Consider the following 14,946-nt stretch of genomic DNA (forward strand, 5'->3'; position numbering starts at 1 on the left):
AATCGGACCTTGGTCTGAGCTTCGCTCGCGCGGCGACCAGTGCCGGACTCAACTCTCCCCGAGCGCTCGGCGGCGGCAGCAAGTCCCGACCGCAATAGCGAGCGCGACGATAATCAGTGCTGCCGCAACGTCGAAGGTGATCCGCATGCCTGAGGCAATGGCTTCGGCATGCGCCGCTGTGATATCGGGTGTTCGTGAAGAGAACGCGAAGACGGCGCCCATCACGGATGCGCCGGTAATCAGCCCGAGATTGCGCGACAAGTTGAGCATGCCCGAGATGACGCCCCGCTGGTCCGGTCGGACATCCGCCATGACGGCAGTGTTGTTGGCCGCCTGAAACAGCTGATAGCCGGGTGTCAGCATGGCAATGGCGGCGATGTAGCCTGATATCCCGGGAAGCACGGCCATGGCGACGGAGGCTGCCGCCATGGCGAGGAGCCCTGCGACGACGCCGAATGGTGCGTCCAGACGGTCGACCAGGCGACCGGCGGGGACCCCGCTCACGATGGAGATGACGGGGCCGATCGACATCACGACGCCGACGAGAGCTTGATTGAGTCCGAGCGCATGGGAGAGGTAGAACGGCGCGACCACCAGCGTCGCCATCATCACAGTCGACACCAGCGCGTTCATCGCCAGGCTGGCGGTGAGCACGCGATTGCGGAATACCGTCAACTGGATCAGCGGTGATGCCGCTCTCGCCTCGGCGAAGACGAAAAAACCGATGCCGAAGACGGCGGCCGAGAGCAGAGCGATGTTCAATAGGCCAAAACGGCCGTGCCCGATCGTCATCGCCAGCGCATAGGCCGAAAGCGTCAGCGCAAGCAGCAGTGTGCCCGCGATGTCGAAGCCCTTCCGATCCGTCTTCCCCTTGCTAATATCGGCGGGCAGATGGCGATAGGCGAGAACGAAGGTCAGAACGCCGAGCGGCACGTTGACGAGGAAGATTGCCGGCCAGCCGAGCCCGGCAATCAGGAGGCCGCCGAGCGAGGGGCCAAGAGCGGTCCCGATCGCAGACATCGTTCCGAGCAGCCCCATGGCGCTCCCGGTTCTTTCCTTCGTCACGGTTTCGCCGACAAAGGCCATGGTCAGAGCCATCATGATGGCTGCACCCAGGCCCTGTACAGCGCGCGCGGCAATCAACAGCCACAGCGTCGGCGCGACGCCGCAGAGGATCGAGGCCAGCGTGAAGAGCAGGATGCCGATGAGCAGCAGCCGGCGTCGGCCGGTGATGTCGCCGAGCCGTCCGACGCTGACGATCAGGGTGGTGATGGCAAGGAGATAGGCGAGAACGATGCATTGCACATCCTGGAAGGCGGCATCGAACGCCTGCGCCAGGCTCGGCAGGCCGACATTGGCGATGCTGGTGCCGAGTGACGGCAGCAACATCGAGAGGGAAAGACTGGCAAGCGCCCATCGTACGGAGGGTGCCTGTTCGGCGATGGCCTCGCTTCGCTCTGCAATGATCGATTTCACCCCGTGAACTCCGTTTTCTCTTAGTTCCCCGAATGGAACTGGTGAAACCTAGTCCTCTGCTTGATATGGCGAAAGGCGCATGGTTTGCACTTCATTCATGCGTCTGACGCCACATCACGATGAAAGCGTGTTATACTTGATGCATGTCGACACCCGATCTCAACCTCCTTGTCACCCTCGATGTGCTGCTTGCCGAAGGCAGCGTTGCGCGTGCGGCGCAAAGGCTGCGGCTCAGCCCGTCGGCGATGAGCCGGGCCTTAGCGCGATTGCGCGAGACGACGGGCGATCCGCTGTTGGTGCGGGCCGGCCGCGGCCTCGTCCCCACGCCGCGCGCGCTCGAACTGCGCGAGCGGGTCGGCCGGATTGTCGAGGACGCGCAGGCGGTCCTGCGTCCTGCCGAGGCGCTCGATCTTGGACAACTGGTCCGGACGTTCACGCTGCGCACCAGCGAAGGCTTTGCCGAGAGCTTCGGACCTGATCTCATCGCCCGCCTCGGCCGGCAAGCGCCCGGCGTGCGGCTGCGCTTCGTGCAGAAGCCGGACAAGGACAGCGCCCCGCTTCGCGACGGGACCGTCGATCTGGAAGCCGGCGTCGTCGGCGGGACGACCGGGCCGGAGGTGCGGGCGCAGGCCTTGTTCCGCGATCGTTTCATCGGCGTCGTGCGCTTGGGGCATCCGCTTTGCGAGCGCGAGATGACGCCCTCCCTTTATGCCGGCGGCCAGCACATCTACGTCTCGCGGCGCGGCCTCGACAAGGGACCGATCGATGACGCCTTGAATGCGCTCGGGCTGGAACGGCAGATCGCCACCATCGTCAGCGGTTTTTCCACGGCGCTGCAGCTCGCCCGGAACTCCGATCTGATCGCCAGCGTACCCGAACGGCACACCGGAGCCTTGCGCGCGGGAATGCATAGTTTTCCCCTCCCCGTCCCGACGCCTGAGATCACGGTGTCATTGCTCTGGCACCCCAGGATGGATGCCGATCCGGCCCATCGCTGGCTGCGCGGCTGCGTTCGGGACACCTGCGCGCGAGCTGATTGAAGGGCTGCGTCGGATTTGATGTCAGGCCGATTGATCCGTTCGTGTGGTTGACTATCCCGCGTCGCCATGATTTCCCGTCCGGGATCACCAAGCGGGGACATTATGACCGACATCATTGTAAAGGACAGCAACGGAAGCCAGCTTCACGACGGCGATTCCGTGACGCTGATCAAGGACCTCAAGGTCAAGGGAACCTCGGAGACGCTGAAGCGTGGAACGCTAGTCAAGGGCATTCGCCTGACCGACAATCCGGGCGAGATCGAGTGCAGCACCAAGCAGGTCAAAGGCCTCGTGCTGAAAACCGAGTTTTTGAAGAAGGCATAAAGTTTCCCTCGGTCACGACCCGCCGATCAATCAGCTTTCACCGCCTCCTGCGGCACTTCCTCGGTGATTACCTCGAAGCGGGAGAGCGTTGCCGGACCGAAGGCCGTCGACATGGCGACGTCGGTGGCGTCGCGGCCGGTTCCCATCAGGATCCGGCCGATGCGCGGCGTGTTGTGGCGGGCGTCGACCGTATGCCAGTGGCCGCCGAGAAAGACCTCGAACCAGGCACTGAAATCCATCGGATTGGGATCGATCGGAACGCCGATATCGCCGAGATAGCCGGTGCAATATCGGGCCGGGATATTCATGCATCGGCAAAGCGCGATGGCCAGATGAGCAAAGTCGCGGCAAACGCCCGCCTTGTCGGTGAAGCCGCCATGCGCGGTCCTTAGGACGTCGGCCTTCAGGTAATCGAAGGTGATGTGGTCATGGACGAAATCGCAGATCGCCTGGACACGCGCCCAGCCGAGCGGCGTCGACGAGAACCTGGCCCAGGCAAAATCCGCAAGCCTGTCGGTGTCGCAATAGCGGCTGCCGAGCAGGAAAACCAGCACATCGTCCGGCAGGTCATTGATCGCGTGCTGAACGGCATCGTCGGGAACGATGTCGGGTTGGCCGCTGTCGTAGATCTCGAACTCCGTCGAGATCGTCGTTAGCCCCGGCGGAGCGACGATCCGGCTGCAGGCATTGCCGAACACATCGGTATAGCCCCAGGCCTCGATCGGCCGGTCGAATGTCAGGGTCTGATCGCTGAGAAGATCGGCGCGGCGGGAGGGATGGATATTGAGGACGAGCAGCATCGGCGTCTGCTGCGTGCATTCATAGCCCAGATGAAACCCGGCGCGTATCTTCATGGTGGCTTCCTTATCGCGTCTCCGCAGAGGTGGAGTGAGTATGGAACGTTGATCGCGCTACCCGGTTCCCGCAGACACGATCGTCTCCGCGCTGCTGCCTCGGGGGTAATCAAGGCACCTCGGAATAATCACGATTATCTCATTGTAATCAAAGGAAATTTCGGAGGCAATCGAGATTACCTCGTAGTGACGTTGACCTGCACCGTCATGCTGTCGAAATCCTTCCCGTCCCCATCATAGCTGCCACTCAACGGGACTGCCTGCCGCGGATCGCGGGCAACCGCGACACGAATGAGATCGCGGTTGCCGACGATGCCGTTGGTCGGATCGAACTCCGTCCAACCGGCGCCTGGAAGATAGATCTGGCACCACGCATGCGTGGAACCGCCGCCGAGCACGGTGGAACCGTCCCGGTCGGGAACATAGACATAGCCCGTGACGAACCGCGCCGCGAGGCCGAGGATGCGCGCCGCCTCCATCATCAGAAGCGCAAAATCCCGGCAGGTGCCGGAGCGAAGCCGCAAGGTCTGCACCGGCGTCTGCGTTCCATGTTCATGGCGCCGCGCATAGACGAAGCTTTCCCGTATGGCGTAACAGAGCGTCATCAGCAGATGCCCGGTCTCCGTCGGTCGCCCCTGGCGGACGAACTGGCGGGCCCAACGTCCGACCTCGTCGTTCGGGTCGGGATAATGGCGCTGCATCGCCGGCGTCAGATCGGCGATCTCATCCTTGTCGTAGGAGAATGGATAGGTCAGGGCCGCCTCGTCGACCTTCAGATCCAGGGCGACCTGCGGCGTATGATCGAGCGTGATCCAGGTTTCGAAACGAAGTTCCGACGCCGGCCTCGAAAAGTCGACGAGCGCCACGCAATTGCCGAAAACATCGTGGATCCAGCGCACATGACTTTCCTCAGGATAGATCGTCAACGACGCTTCGATCAGTCGCTGGTCGAAACTGTCGCGCGGCCGGAACATCAAGCGATGCTCGCCGAAATCGACGTCCCTGACGTACCGATAGGACGTGATGTGGCGGACGGAGAAAATCGTCATAAGCCACCGTCTAATCTGTTCACTGTGCTGCTCCAAGGCGGCAACGCCGCCTCTCTTCTGCGGAAGCGCTGCCGGCTTTCCCGCTCATCCCGATTTCTTGTCATATAAGCACGTGCGAAAGATTGCTATTGTATCTTCACCGATCGACGGCAGAGCCGTCCAACCTTAAGAGGGCACCATGCATATCTTCTGGGACGTTCTGACACTTCTGCTGACGATCGGCTCGCTCTATGGCGGTCGCGAATACCGGATTATTCGCGCTCGTGCCCGCGCTCAGAACTGGGGCAACTTCTGATTCGATCCGGATATGTCTGATTCGATTGCGAATCATGGCCGCATTGGTCGTTGCCCGTCGCCGTTACGTCGAATGACGTAAAGTCATGCGCCTAAGAAAATGCTTTATTAGTTGAGGCGGAGCCTATCCGTCCATTCTCCCTGTTAATCCTAAGCCCGCCTCACCCCAGGCGGGCTTTTTTATTCCATCGCCTGCATCACTACTTGGCGCCGGCCGAAAGCACCCGATGTGTCGCATTGTCCATGGCGTGGCTTGCTTCCTGTCCGTCCTTCTTTAGCCCGTATGCGGTATTGCCGCAGCCTGAAAGGGTCAGCAGGCAGATACCGGCGATGGCGATTGCAGCTTTTGGCATCAAGTGTTTCCCCGAATGAAAAGTGATTCGAGCATGATGCCGAAAAGTGTGAGCGGTTTTCGGACGACATCATGCTCTAACTCTTAAATTTAGAAGATGACGCATTCTTCGCCAAAATCAATCCGCAGGCGATGCGCGAACTCGCGACATGGAACTCGGTGACGACACAGGCGTTTGCGGGAGCCATCCAATGGGGTTTACGACATGGACTACCAGATTGCCTTCGCCGCGACGGTCGCAACGGCGTCCTTCCTCGTCTTCATGCTGATCGTCCACCGGACCTGATTGCGCCGCGGCAAATGGATTGGCCCTAAGGCGTGACACTGGACCGGTGCCGACCGCGTTCCGCGCCTTATTGTTTGCGATCCGGAGAGATAGCAGCACCATTTTCCGCTTCGACGACAAGGGGAGATCGGAAGGTCTGGCGCGCATAGATCACAGATGATCCGCCAACAACACGGGAAAGATGCAAAACAAAACTTTCAACATCCGCAAGTATTTTTTGCGCTCTTGGATGTATTTCATTTTAATTAATTGCCAAGCTTAACTATCCGTTAACAATATTGTTGCGCTCCGTCCGCTTCCGCTTATGCTTTACGCAAAAGGGGAGAGGGAAGATGTTTAGGAAGAGCCTGATTATGCCGTTCGGCTTTGCCATGCTCGCCATTGCCGGCCTGCTGTTCCAGATTGTCTCCCACACGCTGCACTCCCCGGTCACCCTGCTGCAGCCGTGAGTCACATAAGTTGCTGAACGCGCACGCAATCTCGGTAACTGGGAGTGGAAATTCCTTTCGTTTCGTGCATTCTGTGACTCGTTTTGCCAGGAGGGAGATAACCATGGAAAACGCAGGCGTGGGTTGGATTGCAGCCATCATCATCGGCGGCATCGCCGGATGGCTGGCGGAAAAAGTCATGAGCAGCAGCATGGGCTTGCTCATGAACATATTGCTCGGCATCGTCGGCGCCATCGTCGCCAACTGGATCCTGGGTCTGTTGAACATCCAGCCGCTCGCCGGTTGGCTGGGCTATCTGATCACCGGCTTCATCGGTGCCTGCATCCTGATTGCGATCGGGCGCGTCATCCGCCGCTAACTCGGTGATAGCTGGCCTCCGGCGCTTTTGCCGGTCGTCGGAAATATTAAAAGCCGGGCGTTCATGACGTCCGGCTTTTCCTTACCCTGAATTTCCCGTTCAGCGACGGCTGAGCAGGCCGAACACGTAGGCAATGCCTGCCGTCACGGCGAGTGCCACGAGCGGTTCTTCGCGCACCTTGTCGCGCAGCCGTTCCGTCATCAGCGAAGCCTCGTCGGTCACTGCCGACTTCGCCCCCTGCCCCAGCGCGACCACGCTTTCCGTCAGCCGGGAGAGATCGTTGCGAAGGGCTGCGACCTGCGCCGACAGATCGTCTGCTGCAATATCAGCCTTGACGCGCGCAGCGGTGGATTCGGCGGAAGCGGTTTTCAATTCTGCCATGGTCTGCTCCTGTTTCATGGGATGCCGCTTCAACGAAATGGCGGGCCGAAAGGTTCCGCCGCGACCGATCTTTTGTTCGCCGCAAAGCCGCCGCGGTTAAGCCGCCGCCTTGTGCAGCTTTTCGCGCGACAAACCCTTCATTTCCTGTCGGGTTTGTTTTAAGGAACGTCGAATGTCCGCCCGCGCGCGGGTCAATGATACTGCGAGGTTTGCGTTTCTATGTTCCATATCCTGAGAAGAGCTGCTCAGACCTGGGTTGCCAAGCTCCTCCTGCTCCTGCTCGTCGCGTCCTTCGGCGTCTGGGGCGTGTCGCATGAGCTGCTGTCAGGCGGCAACAGCACCGCGGTCGTGACCGTCGGCGATCAGCATGTGGACGTCAACGAATTCCACCTCGCCTATCAGCGCCAGGTGGCAAGCCTCAGCCAGCAGTTCGGCACGCGGCTAACCCCCGAGCAGGCCCGCGCCTTCGGCGTCGAGCAGCAGGTGCTCGCCCAGCTCGTCGCCGGCGCCTCGCTCGACCAGCTCGCCGAGGACATGAACCTCGGCCTTTCCGAAGACCGCCTCGCCCAGCTGATCGCTGACGATCCGGCTTTCAAGGCCGTCAACGGCCGGTTCGACCGCGAACTCTTCATCTCGCGCCTGCAAAATGCCGGCATCCGTCAAGACGATTACATCAAGGAGCGCAGCAAGGTCGCTGTGCGCAGCCAGGTGGTCGATGCCATCTCCAACGGCTTCACCGCACCGAAGACGCTGGTCGACGCCCTGAAGCTCTATGGTGACGAAAGCCGCAGCATCGAATACCTGCTGCTCACAAATGCCAATATCGAGCCGATCAAGGCACCGGCCGACGACGTGTTGGCGACGTGGTTCGAAGGCGTCAAGCAGCGCTACCGGGCGCCCGAATACCGCAAGCTCGTCTATCTAAAGCTGCAGCCTGCCGATATCGCCGATGCCGCGACCGTCACCGACGACCAGATCCACGAAGCCTTCGACAAGAGCAAGGATATCTATCGCACGCCGGAAAGCCGCACCATCGAGCAGCTGACCTTCGCCAGCAAGGATCTCGCCGCCGCTGCCGAAACGGCGCTGAAGAGCGGCACCAGCTTCGACCAGCTGGTCTCCGACCAGGGCAAGACGGCAAGCGACGTGCTGCTCGGCGAGTTCACCAAGGACAAGGTTCCCGACCAGGCCGTTGCCGATGCGGCCTTTACGGTTTCGCGCGATGGCGGCACGACGCCTGTCGTCGACGGCTCCTTCGGCCCCGTCATCCTGCGCGTCACCAACATCAAGCCGGAAACGACGAAGAATTTCGACGAGGTGAAGGAGGATATCCGCAAGCAGCTGGCGCTCTCCAACGCCTCTCAGGAAGTGATCAACGTTCATGATCGCATCGAGGATCTGCGCGCGGGCGGTTCGACGCTCGAGGATATTGCCGGCCAGCTGAAGCTCACCGCCGTGACTGTCGATGACGTCGATATGACCGGCGCCGACAAGGATGGCCAAGAGGTCAAGGATATCCCAGCCAGGCAGCAGCTGCTCGGCGAAGCCTTCAAGACCGAGGTCGGCGTCGATGCGCCGCCGCTGCCGATCGGTAACGACGGCTATGTCTGGTTCAACGTCCGCGAAATCACGCCGGACCGCGACCGCCCGGTGGCCGAAGTGCGCGAGAAGGCCGTCGAGGACTGGACGGCGGAGCAGCAGAAGGCCGAGCTCTCTAAGAAGGCCGAGGCATTGAAGGCCGAGGCGAAGAAAGGCACTGCTCTTGCCGATATCGCAACGCCGCTCGGCATTGCCGTCGAAAGCAAGAGCGGTGTCACCCGCTCCACCGATGATGCAGTCCTCGGCCGCGCCGGCGTCACAGCCGCCTTCTCGGGTCCGGTCGACACGGTCGCGAGTGCTGTCGGCGCCGATCCCTCGACGCAGATCCTGCTGAAGGTCACCGAGGTCAACACCCAGCCGACCGGCGAAGTGCTGAACAATCGCGATGCCCAGATCACCGCCATGGCCAATGCCGCCGGCGACGATATTCTCGATCAGATGGTCAACCTGCTGCAGACGCAGTACGGCGCTCAGATCAACCAGACGCTCGCTGAACAGGCGACGGTCCGCTAGGAGGCTTTATGACCGATCTGAAGCCGTTCCTGGCCAAGGCCGCAAGCCGCGAGCCGCTGACGCGTGACGAGGCCCGAGCCGCCTTCGACATCCTGATGTCGGGCCAGGCGACGCCCTCGCAGATCGGCGGCCTCCTGATGGCGCTGCGGGTGCGCGGCGAAACCGTCGATGAGATCGTCGGCGCGGTCACCGCGATGCGCTCGAAGATGCTGACCGTCGAGGCGCCGGCCGATGCGATCGACATCGTCGGCACCGGCGGCGATGCCAGCGGCACCTACAATATCTCGACGCTGGCGGCGCTGATCGTCGCCGGCGCCGGTGTGCCCGTCGCCAAGCATGGCAACCGGGCACTGAGTTCGAAATCGGGCGCAGCCGACAATCTGGCCGCACTCGGGGTCAAGCTCGACGTCGGTCCCGAGATCATCTCCCGCTGCATCGCCGAAGCCGGCGTCGGCTTCATGTTCGCGCAACTGCATCATTCCGCCATGCGCCATGTCGGCCCCTCAAGGGTTGAGCTCGGCACGCGGACGATCTTCAACCTGCTCGGGCCGCTCTCCAATCCGGCGGGCGTCCGCCGCCAGCTGCTCGGCGTCTTCTCGCCGCAATGGCTGGTACCGCTTGCCGAAGTCATGCGCGATCTCGGCTCCGAATGCGTCTGGGTCGTCCATGGCGACGGCCTCGACGAGATCACCACCACCGGCATCACACAAATCGCAGCCCTCGAAGACGGCAAGATCCGCACCTTCGAGCTCTCGCCCGCCGATTTCGGCGTCAGCCCTTGCGTGCTCGCCGACATCAAGGGCGGTGATGGCGTCGCCAATGCCGCAGCGCTTCGCGAGGTGCTCGGCGGCGCCAAGAATGCGTATCGCGATGTCTCGCTCGCCAATGCCGCCGCCTCGCTCGTCATCGCCGGCAAGGTCGAAACGATCCGCGACGGCATGACGCTGGCCACGCAGTCGCTGGATAGCGGTGCGACCGCGCTCGCCCTCGACAAACTCATCGCCGTTTCCAACGATATCGACTAGGATTGTTCGATGACCGATATCCTGAAGAAGATCGAACTCTACAAGCGCGAGGAGATCGCCGCTGCCAAGGCGACGGTGTCGCTTGCCGATCTGAAGGCGATGCAGGCCGGCCAGTCCGCCCCGCGCGGCTTCCACAAGGCGCTCATTGCCAAGCATGATGCCGGCCGCTTCGGCCTCATCGCTGAGATCAAGAAGGCGAGCCCCTCGAAGGGTCTCATTCGCCCGGATTTCGATCCGCCGTCGCTGGCGAGCGCCTATGAGGCCGGCGGTGCCGCCTGCCTTTCGGTGCTGACCGACAGGCCGAGCTTCCAGGGCGCGCCGGAATTTCTGACCGCCGCCCGCGCTGCCTGCACGCTGCCGGCGCTGCGCAAGGATTTCATGTTCGAGACGTATCAGGTGCACGAGGCCCGCGCCTGGGGCGCCGATTGCATCCTGCTGATCATGGCCTCACTATCGGACGGTGAAGCCGAACGCCTGCAGGACGAGGCCTTCGCCCTCGGCATGGACGTGCTGGTCGAGGTCCACGACGACGAGGAGATGGAGCGGGCGCTGAAACTCTCCTCGTCGCTCATCGGCATCAACAACCGCAATCTGCGTACCTTCGAGGTTAGCCTCACCGTCAGCGAGGCGCTTGCCCCCATGGTGCCCGATGATCGGCTCCTGGTCGGCGAAAGCGGCATCTTCACCCATGCCGATTGCAAGCGCCTGCAGGCCGTTGACATCAATACCTTCCTTGTCGGCGAAAGCCTGATGCGCAAGGAGGACGTCGCCACCGCCACCCGCGCTCTGCTCTTTGGCGAAGCCGCCATCGCGGCCGAATGATATGAGCGGCCAAAAGCCAGGCCTCACGCATATCGGTGCCTCCGGCGAGGCGCATATGGTCGATGTCTCCGACAAGGCCGAGACGGTGCGCATCGCCACCGCCGAGGGCCATGTGAAGATGGCGGCGGAAACGCTTGCTCTCATCCGCCAAGGCAATGCCAAGAAGGGCGATGTGATCGGCACGGCGCGCCTTGCCGGCATCATGGCGGCAAAACGCACCGCCGATCTCATCCCGCTCTGCCATCCGCTGATGCTGACGAAGGTCACGGTCGAGATCGCGGAAGATGCCGCCCTGCCCGGTCTGCGCGTTACGTCGACCGTCAAGCTCACCGGCAAGACCGGTGTGGAGATGGAGGCGCTGACCGCCGTCTCGGTCGCTTGTCTGACGATCTACGACATGGCCAAGGCGGCCGATAAGGCAATGGAGATCGGTGGCATCAGACTTCTTGAAAAGTCCGGCGGAAAATCCGGCGATTTCCGTCATCCGGAGGCAAGATGAACCTTCTTCCGGTCGCCGAAGCCCTGAACCGCTTGCTCTCCAGCGCAAAGCCCATTGCTAAGTCCGAGACGCTGCCGCTTGCCGAGGCTGAGGGCCGCGTCCTGGCCGTTGATCTGACGGCCGGCCTGACCCAGCCGCCTTTCAATGCTTCCGCCATGGATGGCTATGCGCTACGCCGCGAAGACGCGCCGGAGCCAGGCGCCGTGCTGAAGGTCATCGGCATGTCTTCCGCCGGCCACGGCTTCGAGGGAAGCGTCGGCCAGGGAGAGGCCGTCCGCATCTTCACCGGTGCGCCTGTTCCGCCAGGTGCGGACAGCGTCCTGCTGCAGGAGGATGCCGAGAAGATCGAGGGCGGAATCAGAACCAATTTCCCCGTGCGGCAGGGCCAGCATGTGCGTCCCCGCGGCCAGGATTTCGCCGAAGGCGAAGCCGTGCTGTCGGCCGGCACCGTGCTCGATTTCTCGCGGCTGACGGTTGCTGCCGGTATGAACCGGCCTGATGTCGAGGTGCTGCGGCGCCCGCTGATCGCCATCCTCGCAACCGGCGACGAACTGCTGCCGCCCGGAAGCACGCCCGGCCCTTCGCAGATCATCGCATCCAATACGTTTGGCATTGCAGCCCTTGCCCGCAAAGCCGGCGCCGATGTGCTCGATCTCGGCATCGTGCCTGACGACAAGGCCAGGATCACCGCGGCGATCGACACGGCGCGGGACGCCAAGGTCGATGTGATCGTCACGCTCGGCGGCGCTTCGGTCGGCGACCATGATCTGGTGCAGGCCACGCTGATCGAGGCCGGCATGCAGCTCGATTTCTGGCGCATCGCCATGCGCCCCGGCAAACCGCTGATGGTCGGCAGCTTCGGCGAGACACATGTCCTTGGCCTGCCCGGCAATCCGGTCTCCAGCCTCGTCTGTTCGCTGCTCTTCCTGGAGCCGCTGATCCGCCGGCTCGCCTCCCTGCCGCCGACCCGGCGCGAGATGACCGCCGAGACAGCCGTGCCGCTGCGGGCCAATGACCATCGTCAGGATTATATCCGCGCCAGGCTGGCAAAATCGACCACCGGCGGCTGGCTCGCGGAACCGTTCGGCAAGCAGGATTCCTCGATGATGAAGGTCTTCGCCGCAGCCGACTGCCTCGTCATCCGCCCGCCGAATGCGCCGGAATTGCCGGCCGGTGCGCCCTGCCCGGTCATGCTGTTGCGGCCGGATCTCCTGGCATAATCCGACATTCAGTCGTTGCCGACCAGCGCAAAGACGCCTGCCGGCACTGCCCCGCCGCCTGTGCCCCCGCCAAAATCCGCAACTGAGTGGGTGGCAATGCGGCTGAGTTCGCCCTGAGGCAGGTAGGCCCGCTCGGGATCGCCGATCAACACTTCGATACCGGCGGCCTGGCAACGCCGCAGGAAGGCCATCACCCGCAGAGCAAGTGAGGGGTCGTAGAACAGATCGCCGACAACGAGAAGGTTGGTCTCCGGCGGCGGATCCTCGATGATATCGGCGGCCCAGGCTACGATATCCACGCCGTTGATCGCTACATTGAGGTCGATCGCAACAATGGCATTGGCATCGATATCGATCGCCGTCACCATGGCTGCTCCGGCCTTTGCCGCCGCGATGGCGACGAGCCCGGAGCCGGCGCCGAGATCGAGGACACGGCGGCCCGCGACCGTTTTCGGTCGATCGAGCAGATGGCGGGCAAGCACGGCGCCGCCCGCCCAGGGATAGGCCCAGTAAGGCGGCGGATCGGCCTCTCCACGACCGGCAAGCCGCCAGAGCCCGCTCGCAGGTCCCGCCGTATGAAGCCGGATCTCGGGGATGGAGGGAACCGATGATATCGGCAGGTTAGCCTTGATGAAGGCGGCCGGATCGGGATTCGGCATACCGGGGCGTTTCATCGTCGTCTGCTCCTGCCGGCGCTGTAACGGCGTATCGTTTTTAATAGCAAGAGCAGGCCGCCGTTGTGGAATTCACCGCCATTTATGCACGCCACGATTTAGGTGAAATAATGAAGACGAGCCAAGCTTTTCGCAAGGAACTGAACCGCTATTCGTGATGAGGCGTGCCATATGCCATTCAAGAACGCAACACAGGCCGTTGAAGCGAGACCATCTTAGCGGCAGGCATCGAGAGGGTTGCGTCCTGCTGGTGCAAAGCAAGGCAGACAACCTCCGTCGACGATCGTTGGCTGTCGGGCATTTATGAACCTCATTTCTAACATCATGCAGATAGTACCGCCTAATGCTCCATGCTGAGGCGAGGTAACGTCCCCAACCAACCGCCGTCTCCAGTGCGATGCCATGTCCGGCGACGATGAGGCGTGTCTAGGGTCCAAGGTCTTTAGCGCGGCCTGCCAGCAACGGTACTGGCGCGCGCTACTCCACCGTCCTTTCAGGGCTTCGACAGCCTGTATTCGGGAAGAACACGCATGACAAAAATTTTGGCCTCCGTTGTGATCTCCACCTTGATCCTTGTGTCGGCGACGGCTCCTGCGGCAGCGGAGGGAGATGTCGCCTTGGGACAAAAAGCGTTTCAGCGCTGTTCCGCCTGTCATTCGACCACGGATCAGAAAAAGGCTGGGCCGGGGCTCGGTGGCGTTGTCGGGCGCGCGGCCGGCTCTGTAGAAGGCGTCCGCTATTCGGCGGCCATGAAGGCGTCGGGATTAGTATGGGACGAGGCGACGTTGGACCGATTTCTAGCAGCGCCTCGCGAGGTTGTACCGACCACCACAATGACCGTGGGCGTACCCAAGCCTGAGGATCGGCTAAACATCATCGCTTACCTGAAGTCCCTGTCGGAGTAGCGGCGAACCTCTTGGCTGAGCAAGCCGGCGATCGATGGGCACCCAACGCGGCTGATCATCGCTGACCGGTCTTGGGTTGACGTGTCTGCTCGTGCTTTTGCCTCGCATTCAGAAGCCGCCTTTCTAACGTCGTGCAGGTTTTGCCAACTAATTGGGCGCCGCCGGACGAGCTAACGTTGCCGCGGAAAGCAGGCTCTTGGTCGACGGCGTCTCATCATCCTGGAGGTTGCTGGCGGCACTCCCGTCGCCGTCGCTCTCCTCGGAGATCGACGGTTCTGACCGTTAGCTGAACGACTTCAGTCAACGAGCACATCCACTATGAACATCGGAGAACCGACCAGTCATGATCACACTGAATATCAACGGTAATCAGCACGAGGTCGATGCCGACCCGGAGACACCCATCCTTTGGGTCCTGCGCGACACGCTCGGCATGACCGGGACCAAGTTCGGCTGCGGCGCCGCGCTTTGCGGCGCGTGCACGATACATCTGGATGGTGAGGCTGTCCGTTCCTGCAGCACCCCTCTTTCCGCTGCCGAGGGCCTGAATATCACCACCATAGAAAAAGCGACCGACGGCAGCGACCGCGTCGGCGCCGCTGTAAGCGCAGCTTGGGTCAAGCACGATGTAGCGCAGTGCGGTTATTGTCAGAGCGGTCAGATCATGAGCGCCACGGCGTTCCTGGCATCCCTGCCCTCCGGTTCGCAGCCGACCGCCTCGGAGATCGATACGGCAATGGAAGGTAATATTTGTCGTTGCGGAACCTATGTCCGTATCCGCGCCGCCGTAGCCGATGCTGCCAGCAATCTAGTCTGAGGGAGACGC

General features: G+C 62.1%; 16 protein-coding genes. 10 read left to right on the plus strand and 6 right to left on the minus strand.

What is annotated here, in order from left to right; genetic code table 11:
• Positions 1-48 precede the first annotated feature (48 nt).
• Positions 49-1,476 (minus strand): MFS transporter, encoded by a 1,428-nt coding sequence (locus tag BS630_RS15940; RefSeq protein WP_077978190.1) that lies wholly within the window; start codon positions 1,474-1,476, stop codon positions 49-51.
• 143 nt (positions 1,477-1,619) lie between these two features.
• Between BS630_RS15940 and BS630_RS15945 the strand changes: the two genes are divergently transcribed.
• Together BS630_RS15945 and BS630_RS15950 are read left to right on the plus strand one after the other, a co-directional pair.
• Positions 1,620-2,516, plus strand: coding sequence for a LysR family transcriptional regulator (locus tag BS630_RS15945; RefSeq protein ID WP_077978191.1), 897 nt, complete (start codon positions 1,620-1,622; stop codon positions 2,514-2,516).
• Between the two features lie 102 nt (positions 2,517-2,618).
• The gene (locus tag BS630_RS15950; protein WP_020050017.1) at positions 2,619-2,840 is read left to right on the plus strand and encodes an alkylphosphonate utilization protein; all 222 of its coding nucleotides are present in this window, start codon (positions 2,619-2,621) and stop codon (positions 2,838-2,840) included.
• A 26-nt stretch (positions 2,841-2,866) separates the two neighbouring features.
• Here BS630_RS15950 and BS630_RS15955 read toward each other — a convergent pair whose 3' ends face one another.
• The 3 genes from BS630_RS15955 to BS630_RS15965 all read right to left on the minus strand — a co-directional run bounded on the left by BS630_RS15955 (position 2,867) and on the right by BS630_RS15965 (position 5,390).
• Complete coding sequence (locus BS630_RS15955; protein ID WP_077978192.1) at positions 2,867-3,694, minus strand: transglutaminase-like domain-containing protein; 828 nt, start codon at positions 3,692-3,694, stop codon at positions 2,867-2,869.
• 176 nt (positions 3,695-3,870) lie between these two features.
• A complete protein-coding gene (locus tag BS630_RS15960) occupies positions 3,871-4,743 on the minus strand; it encodes a transglutaminase family protein (protein WP_025394618.1) in 873 nt (290 codons plus the stop codon).
• A 494-nt stretch (positions 4,744-5,237) separates the two neighbouring features.
• Complete coding sequence (locus BS630_RS15965) at positions 5,238-5,390, minus strand: entericidin (protein ID WP_077978193.1); 153 nt, start codon at positions 5,388-5,390, stop codon at positions 5,238-5,240.
• Between the two features lie 837 nt (positions 5,391-6,227).
• On the opposite strand from BS630_RS15965, the gene BS630_RS15970 reads away from it, so the two are divergent.
• Positions 6,228-6,482 carry a GlsB/YeaQ/YmgE family stress response membrane protein gene (locus tag BS630_RS15970; RefSeq protein ID WP_020050024.1) on the plus strand — a complete coding sequence of 85 codons (255 nt, stop codon included), beginning with the start codon at positions 6,228-6,230 and terminating at the stop codon, positions 6,480-6,482.
• 99 nt (positions 6,483-6,581) lie between these two features.
• On the opposite strand, the gene BS630_RS15975 is transcribed toward BS630_RS15970, so the two are convergent.
• Complete coding sequence (locus BS630_RS15975) at positions 6,582-6,863, minus strand: hypothetical protein (RefSeq protein WP_025394620.1); 282 nt, start codon at positions 6,861-6,863, stop codon at positions 6,582-6,584.
• A gap of 219 nt (positions 6,864-7,082) precedes the next feature.
• Between BS630_RS15975 and BS630_RS15980 the strand changes: the two genes are divergently transcribed.
• Genes BS630_RS15980 through BS630_RS16000 form a run of 5 tightly spaced genes read left to right on the plus strand, consistent with a single transcriptional unit; the run spans position 7,083 to position 12,541 of the window.
• The gene (locus BS630_RS15980) at positions 7,083-8,975 is read left to right on the plus strand and encodes a peptidylprolyl isomerase (protein ID WP_077978194.1); all 1,893 of its coding nucleotides are present in this window, start codon (positions 7,083-7,085) and stop codon (positions 8,973-8,975) included.
• Positions 8,976-8,983: 8 nt separating this feature from the next.
• On the plus strand, positions 8,984-10,000 hold the full coding sequence (trpD, locus tag BS630_RS15985) for an anthranilate phosphoribosyltransferase (RefSeq protein ID WP_025394622.1): 1,017 nt from the start codon (positions 8,984-8,986) through the stop codon (positions 9,998-10,000).
• A 9-nt stretch (positions 10,001-10,009) separates the two neighbouring features.
• Positions 10,010-10,822, plus strand: coding sequence for an indole-3-glycerol phosphate synthase TrpC (gene trpC / locus BS630_RS15990; RefSeq protein WP_025394623.1), 813 nt, complete (start codon positions 10,010-10,012; stop codon positions 10,820-10,822).
• A 1-nt stretch (position 10,823) separates the two neighbouring features.
• Entirely contained in the window at positions 10,824-11,321 is a 498-nt protein-coding gene (moaC, locus tag BS630_RS15995; protein ID WP_025394624.1) for a cyclic pyranopterin monophosphate synthase MoaC, read from the plus strand.
• Positions 11,318-12,541 (plus strand): molybdopterin molybdotransferase MoeA, encoded by a 1,224-nt coding sequence (locus BS630_RS16000; protein ID WP_077978195.1) that lies wholly within the window; start codon positions 11,318-11,320, stop codon positions 12,539-12,541. The genes moaC and BS630_RS16000 overlap by 4 nt, the downstream gene beginning before the upstream one ends.
• Before the next feature lie 8 nt (positions 12,542-12,549).
• Here BS630_RS16000 and BS630_RS16005 read toward each other — a convergent pair whose 3' ends face one another.
• Positions 12,550-13,215, minus strand: coding sequence for a class I SAM-dependent methyltransferase (locus BS630_RS16005; protein WP_077978196.1), 666 nt, complete (start codon positions 13,213-13,215; stop codon positions 12,550-12,552).
• A gap of 530 nt (positions 13,216-13,745) precedes the next feature.
• Here BS630_RS16005 and BS630_RS16010 point away from each other — a divergent pair.
• Together BS630_RS16010 and BS630_RS16015 are read left to right on the plus strand one after the other, a co-directional pair.
• Positions 13,746-14,120 (plus strand): c-type cytochrome, encoded by a 375-nt coding sequence (locus BS630_RS16010; protein WP_011652058.1) that lies wholly within the window; start codon positions 13,746-13,748, stop codon positions 14,118-14,120.
• A 343-nt stretch (positions 14,121-14,463) separates the two neighbouring features.
• Positions 14,464-14,937 (plus strand): (2Fe-2S)-binding protein, encoded by a 474-nt coding sequence (locus tag BS630_RS16015; protein ID WP_011652059.1) that lies wholly within the window; start codon positions 14,464-14,466, stop codon positions 14,935-14,937.
• Positions 14,938-14,946 lie beyond the last annotated feature (9 nt).

Origin of the sequence: Rhizobium laguerreae (assembly GCF_002008165.1) — a bacterium.
In the GTDB taxonomy this organism is placed as follows: Bacteria; Pseudomonadota; Alphaproteobacteria; order Rhizobiales; family Rhizobiaceae; genus Rhizobium; species Rhizobium laguerreae.

Excerpts from the sequence above, each read along its gene's own strand:
- BS630_RS15955 (WP_077978192.1), bottom strand. The coding sequence starts at position 3,694 with ATGAAGATACGCGCCGGGTTTCATCTGGGCTATGAATGCACGCAGCAG.
- BS630_RS15950 (WP_020050017.1), top strand. The coding sequence starts at position 2,619 with ATGACCGACATCATTGTAAAGGACAGCAACGGAAGCCAGCTTCACGAC.
- BS630_RS15965 (WP_077978193.1), bottom strand. The coding sequence starts at position 5,390 with ATGCCAAAAGCTGCAATCGCCATCGCCGGTATCTGCCTGCTGACCCTT.
- BS630_RS15960 (WP_025394618.1), bottom strand. The coding sequence starts at position 4,743 with ATGACGATTTTCTCCGTCCGCCACATCACGTCCTATCGGTACGTCAGG.
- moaC (WP_025394624.1), top strand. The coding sequence starts at position 10,824 with ATGAGCGGCCAAAAGCCAGGCCTCACGCATATCGGTGCCTCCGGCGAG.
- BS630_RS15980 (WP_077978194.1), top strand. The coding sequence starts at position 7,083 with ATGTTCCATATCCTGAGAAGAGCTGCTCAGACCTGGGTTGCCAAGCTC.
- BS630_RS16015 (WP_011652059.1), top strand. The coding sequence starts at position 14,464 with ATGATCACACTGAATATCAACGGTAATCAGCACGAGGTCGATGCCGAC.
- trpD (WP_025394622.1), top strand. The coding sequence starts at position 8,984 with ATGACCGATCTGAAGCCGTTCCTGGCCAAGGCCGCAAGCCGCGAGCCG.
- trpC (WP_025394623.1), top strand. The coding sequence starts at position 10,010 with ATGACCGATATCCTGAAGAAGATCGAACTCTACAAGCGCGAGGAGATC.
- BS630_RS15970 (WP_020050024.1), top strand. The coding sequence starts at position 6,228 with ATGGAAAACGCAGGCGTGGGTTGGATTGCAGCCATCATCATCGGCGGC.
- BS630_RS16010 (WP_011652058.1), top strand. The coding sequence starts at position 13,746 with ATGACAAAAATTTTGGCCTCCGTTGTGATCTCCACCTTGATCCTTGTG.
- BS630_RS15945 (WP_077978191.1), top strand. The coding sequence starts at position 1,620 with ATGTCGACACCCGATCTCAACCTCCTTGTCACCCTCGATGTGCTGCTT.
- BS630_RS15975 (WP_025394620.1), bottom strand. The coding sequence starts at position 6,863 with ATGGCAGAATTGAAAACCGCTTCCGCCGAATCCACCGCTGCGCGCGTC.
- BS630_RS16000 (WP_077978195.1), top strand. The coding sequence starts at position 11,318 with ATGAACCTTCTTCCGGTCGCCGAAGCCCTGAACCGCTTGCTCTCCAGC.
- BS630_RS16005 (WP_077978196.1), bottom strand. The coding sequence starts at position 13,215 with ATGAAACGCCCCGGTATGCCGAATCCCGATCCGGCCGCCTTCATCAAG.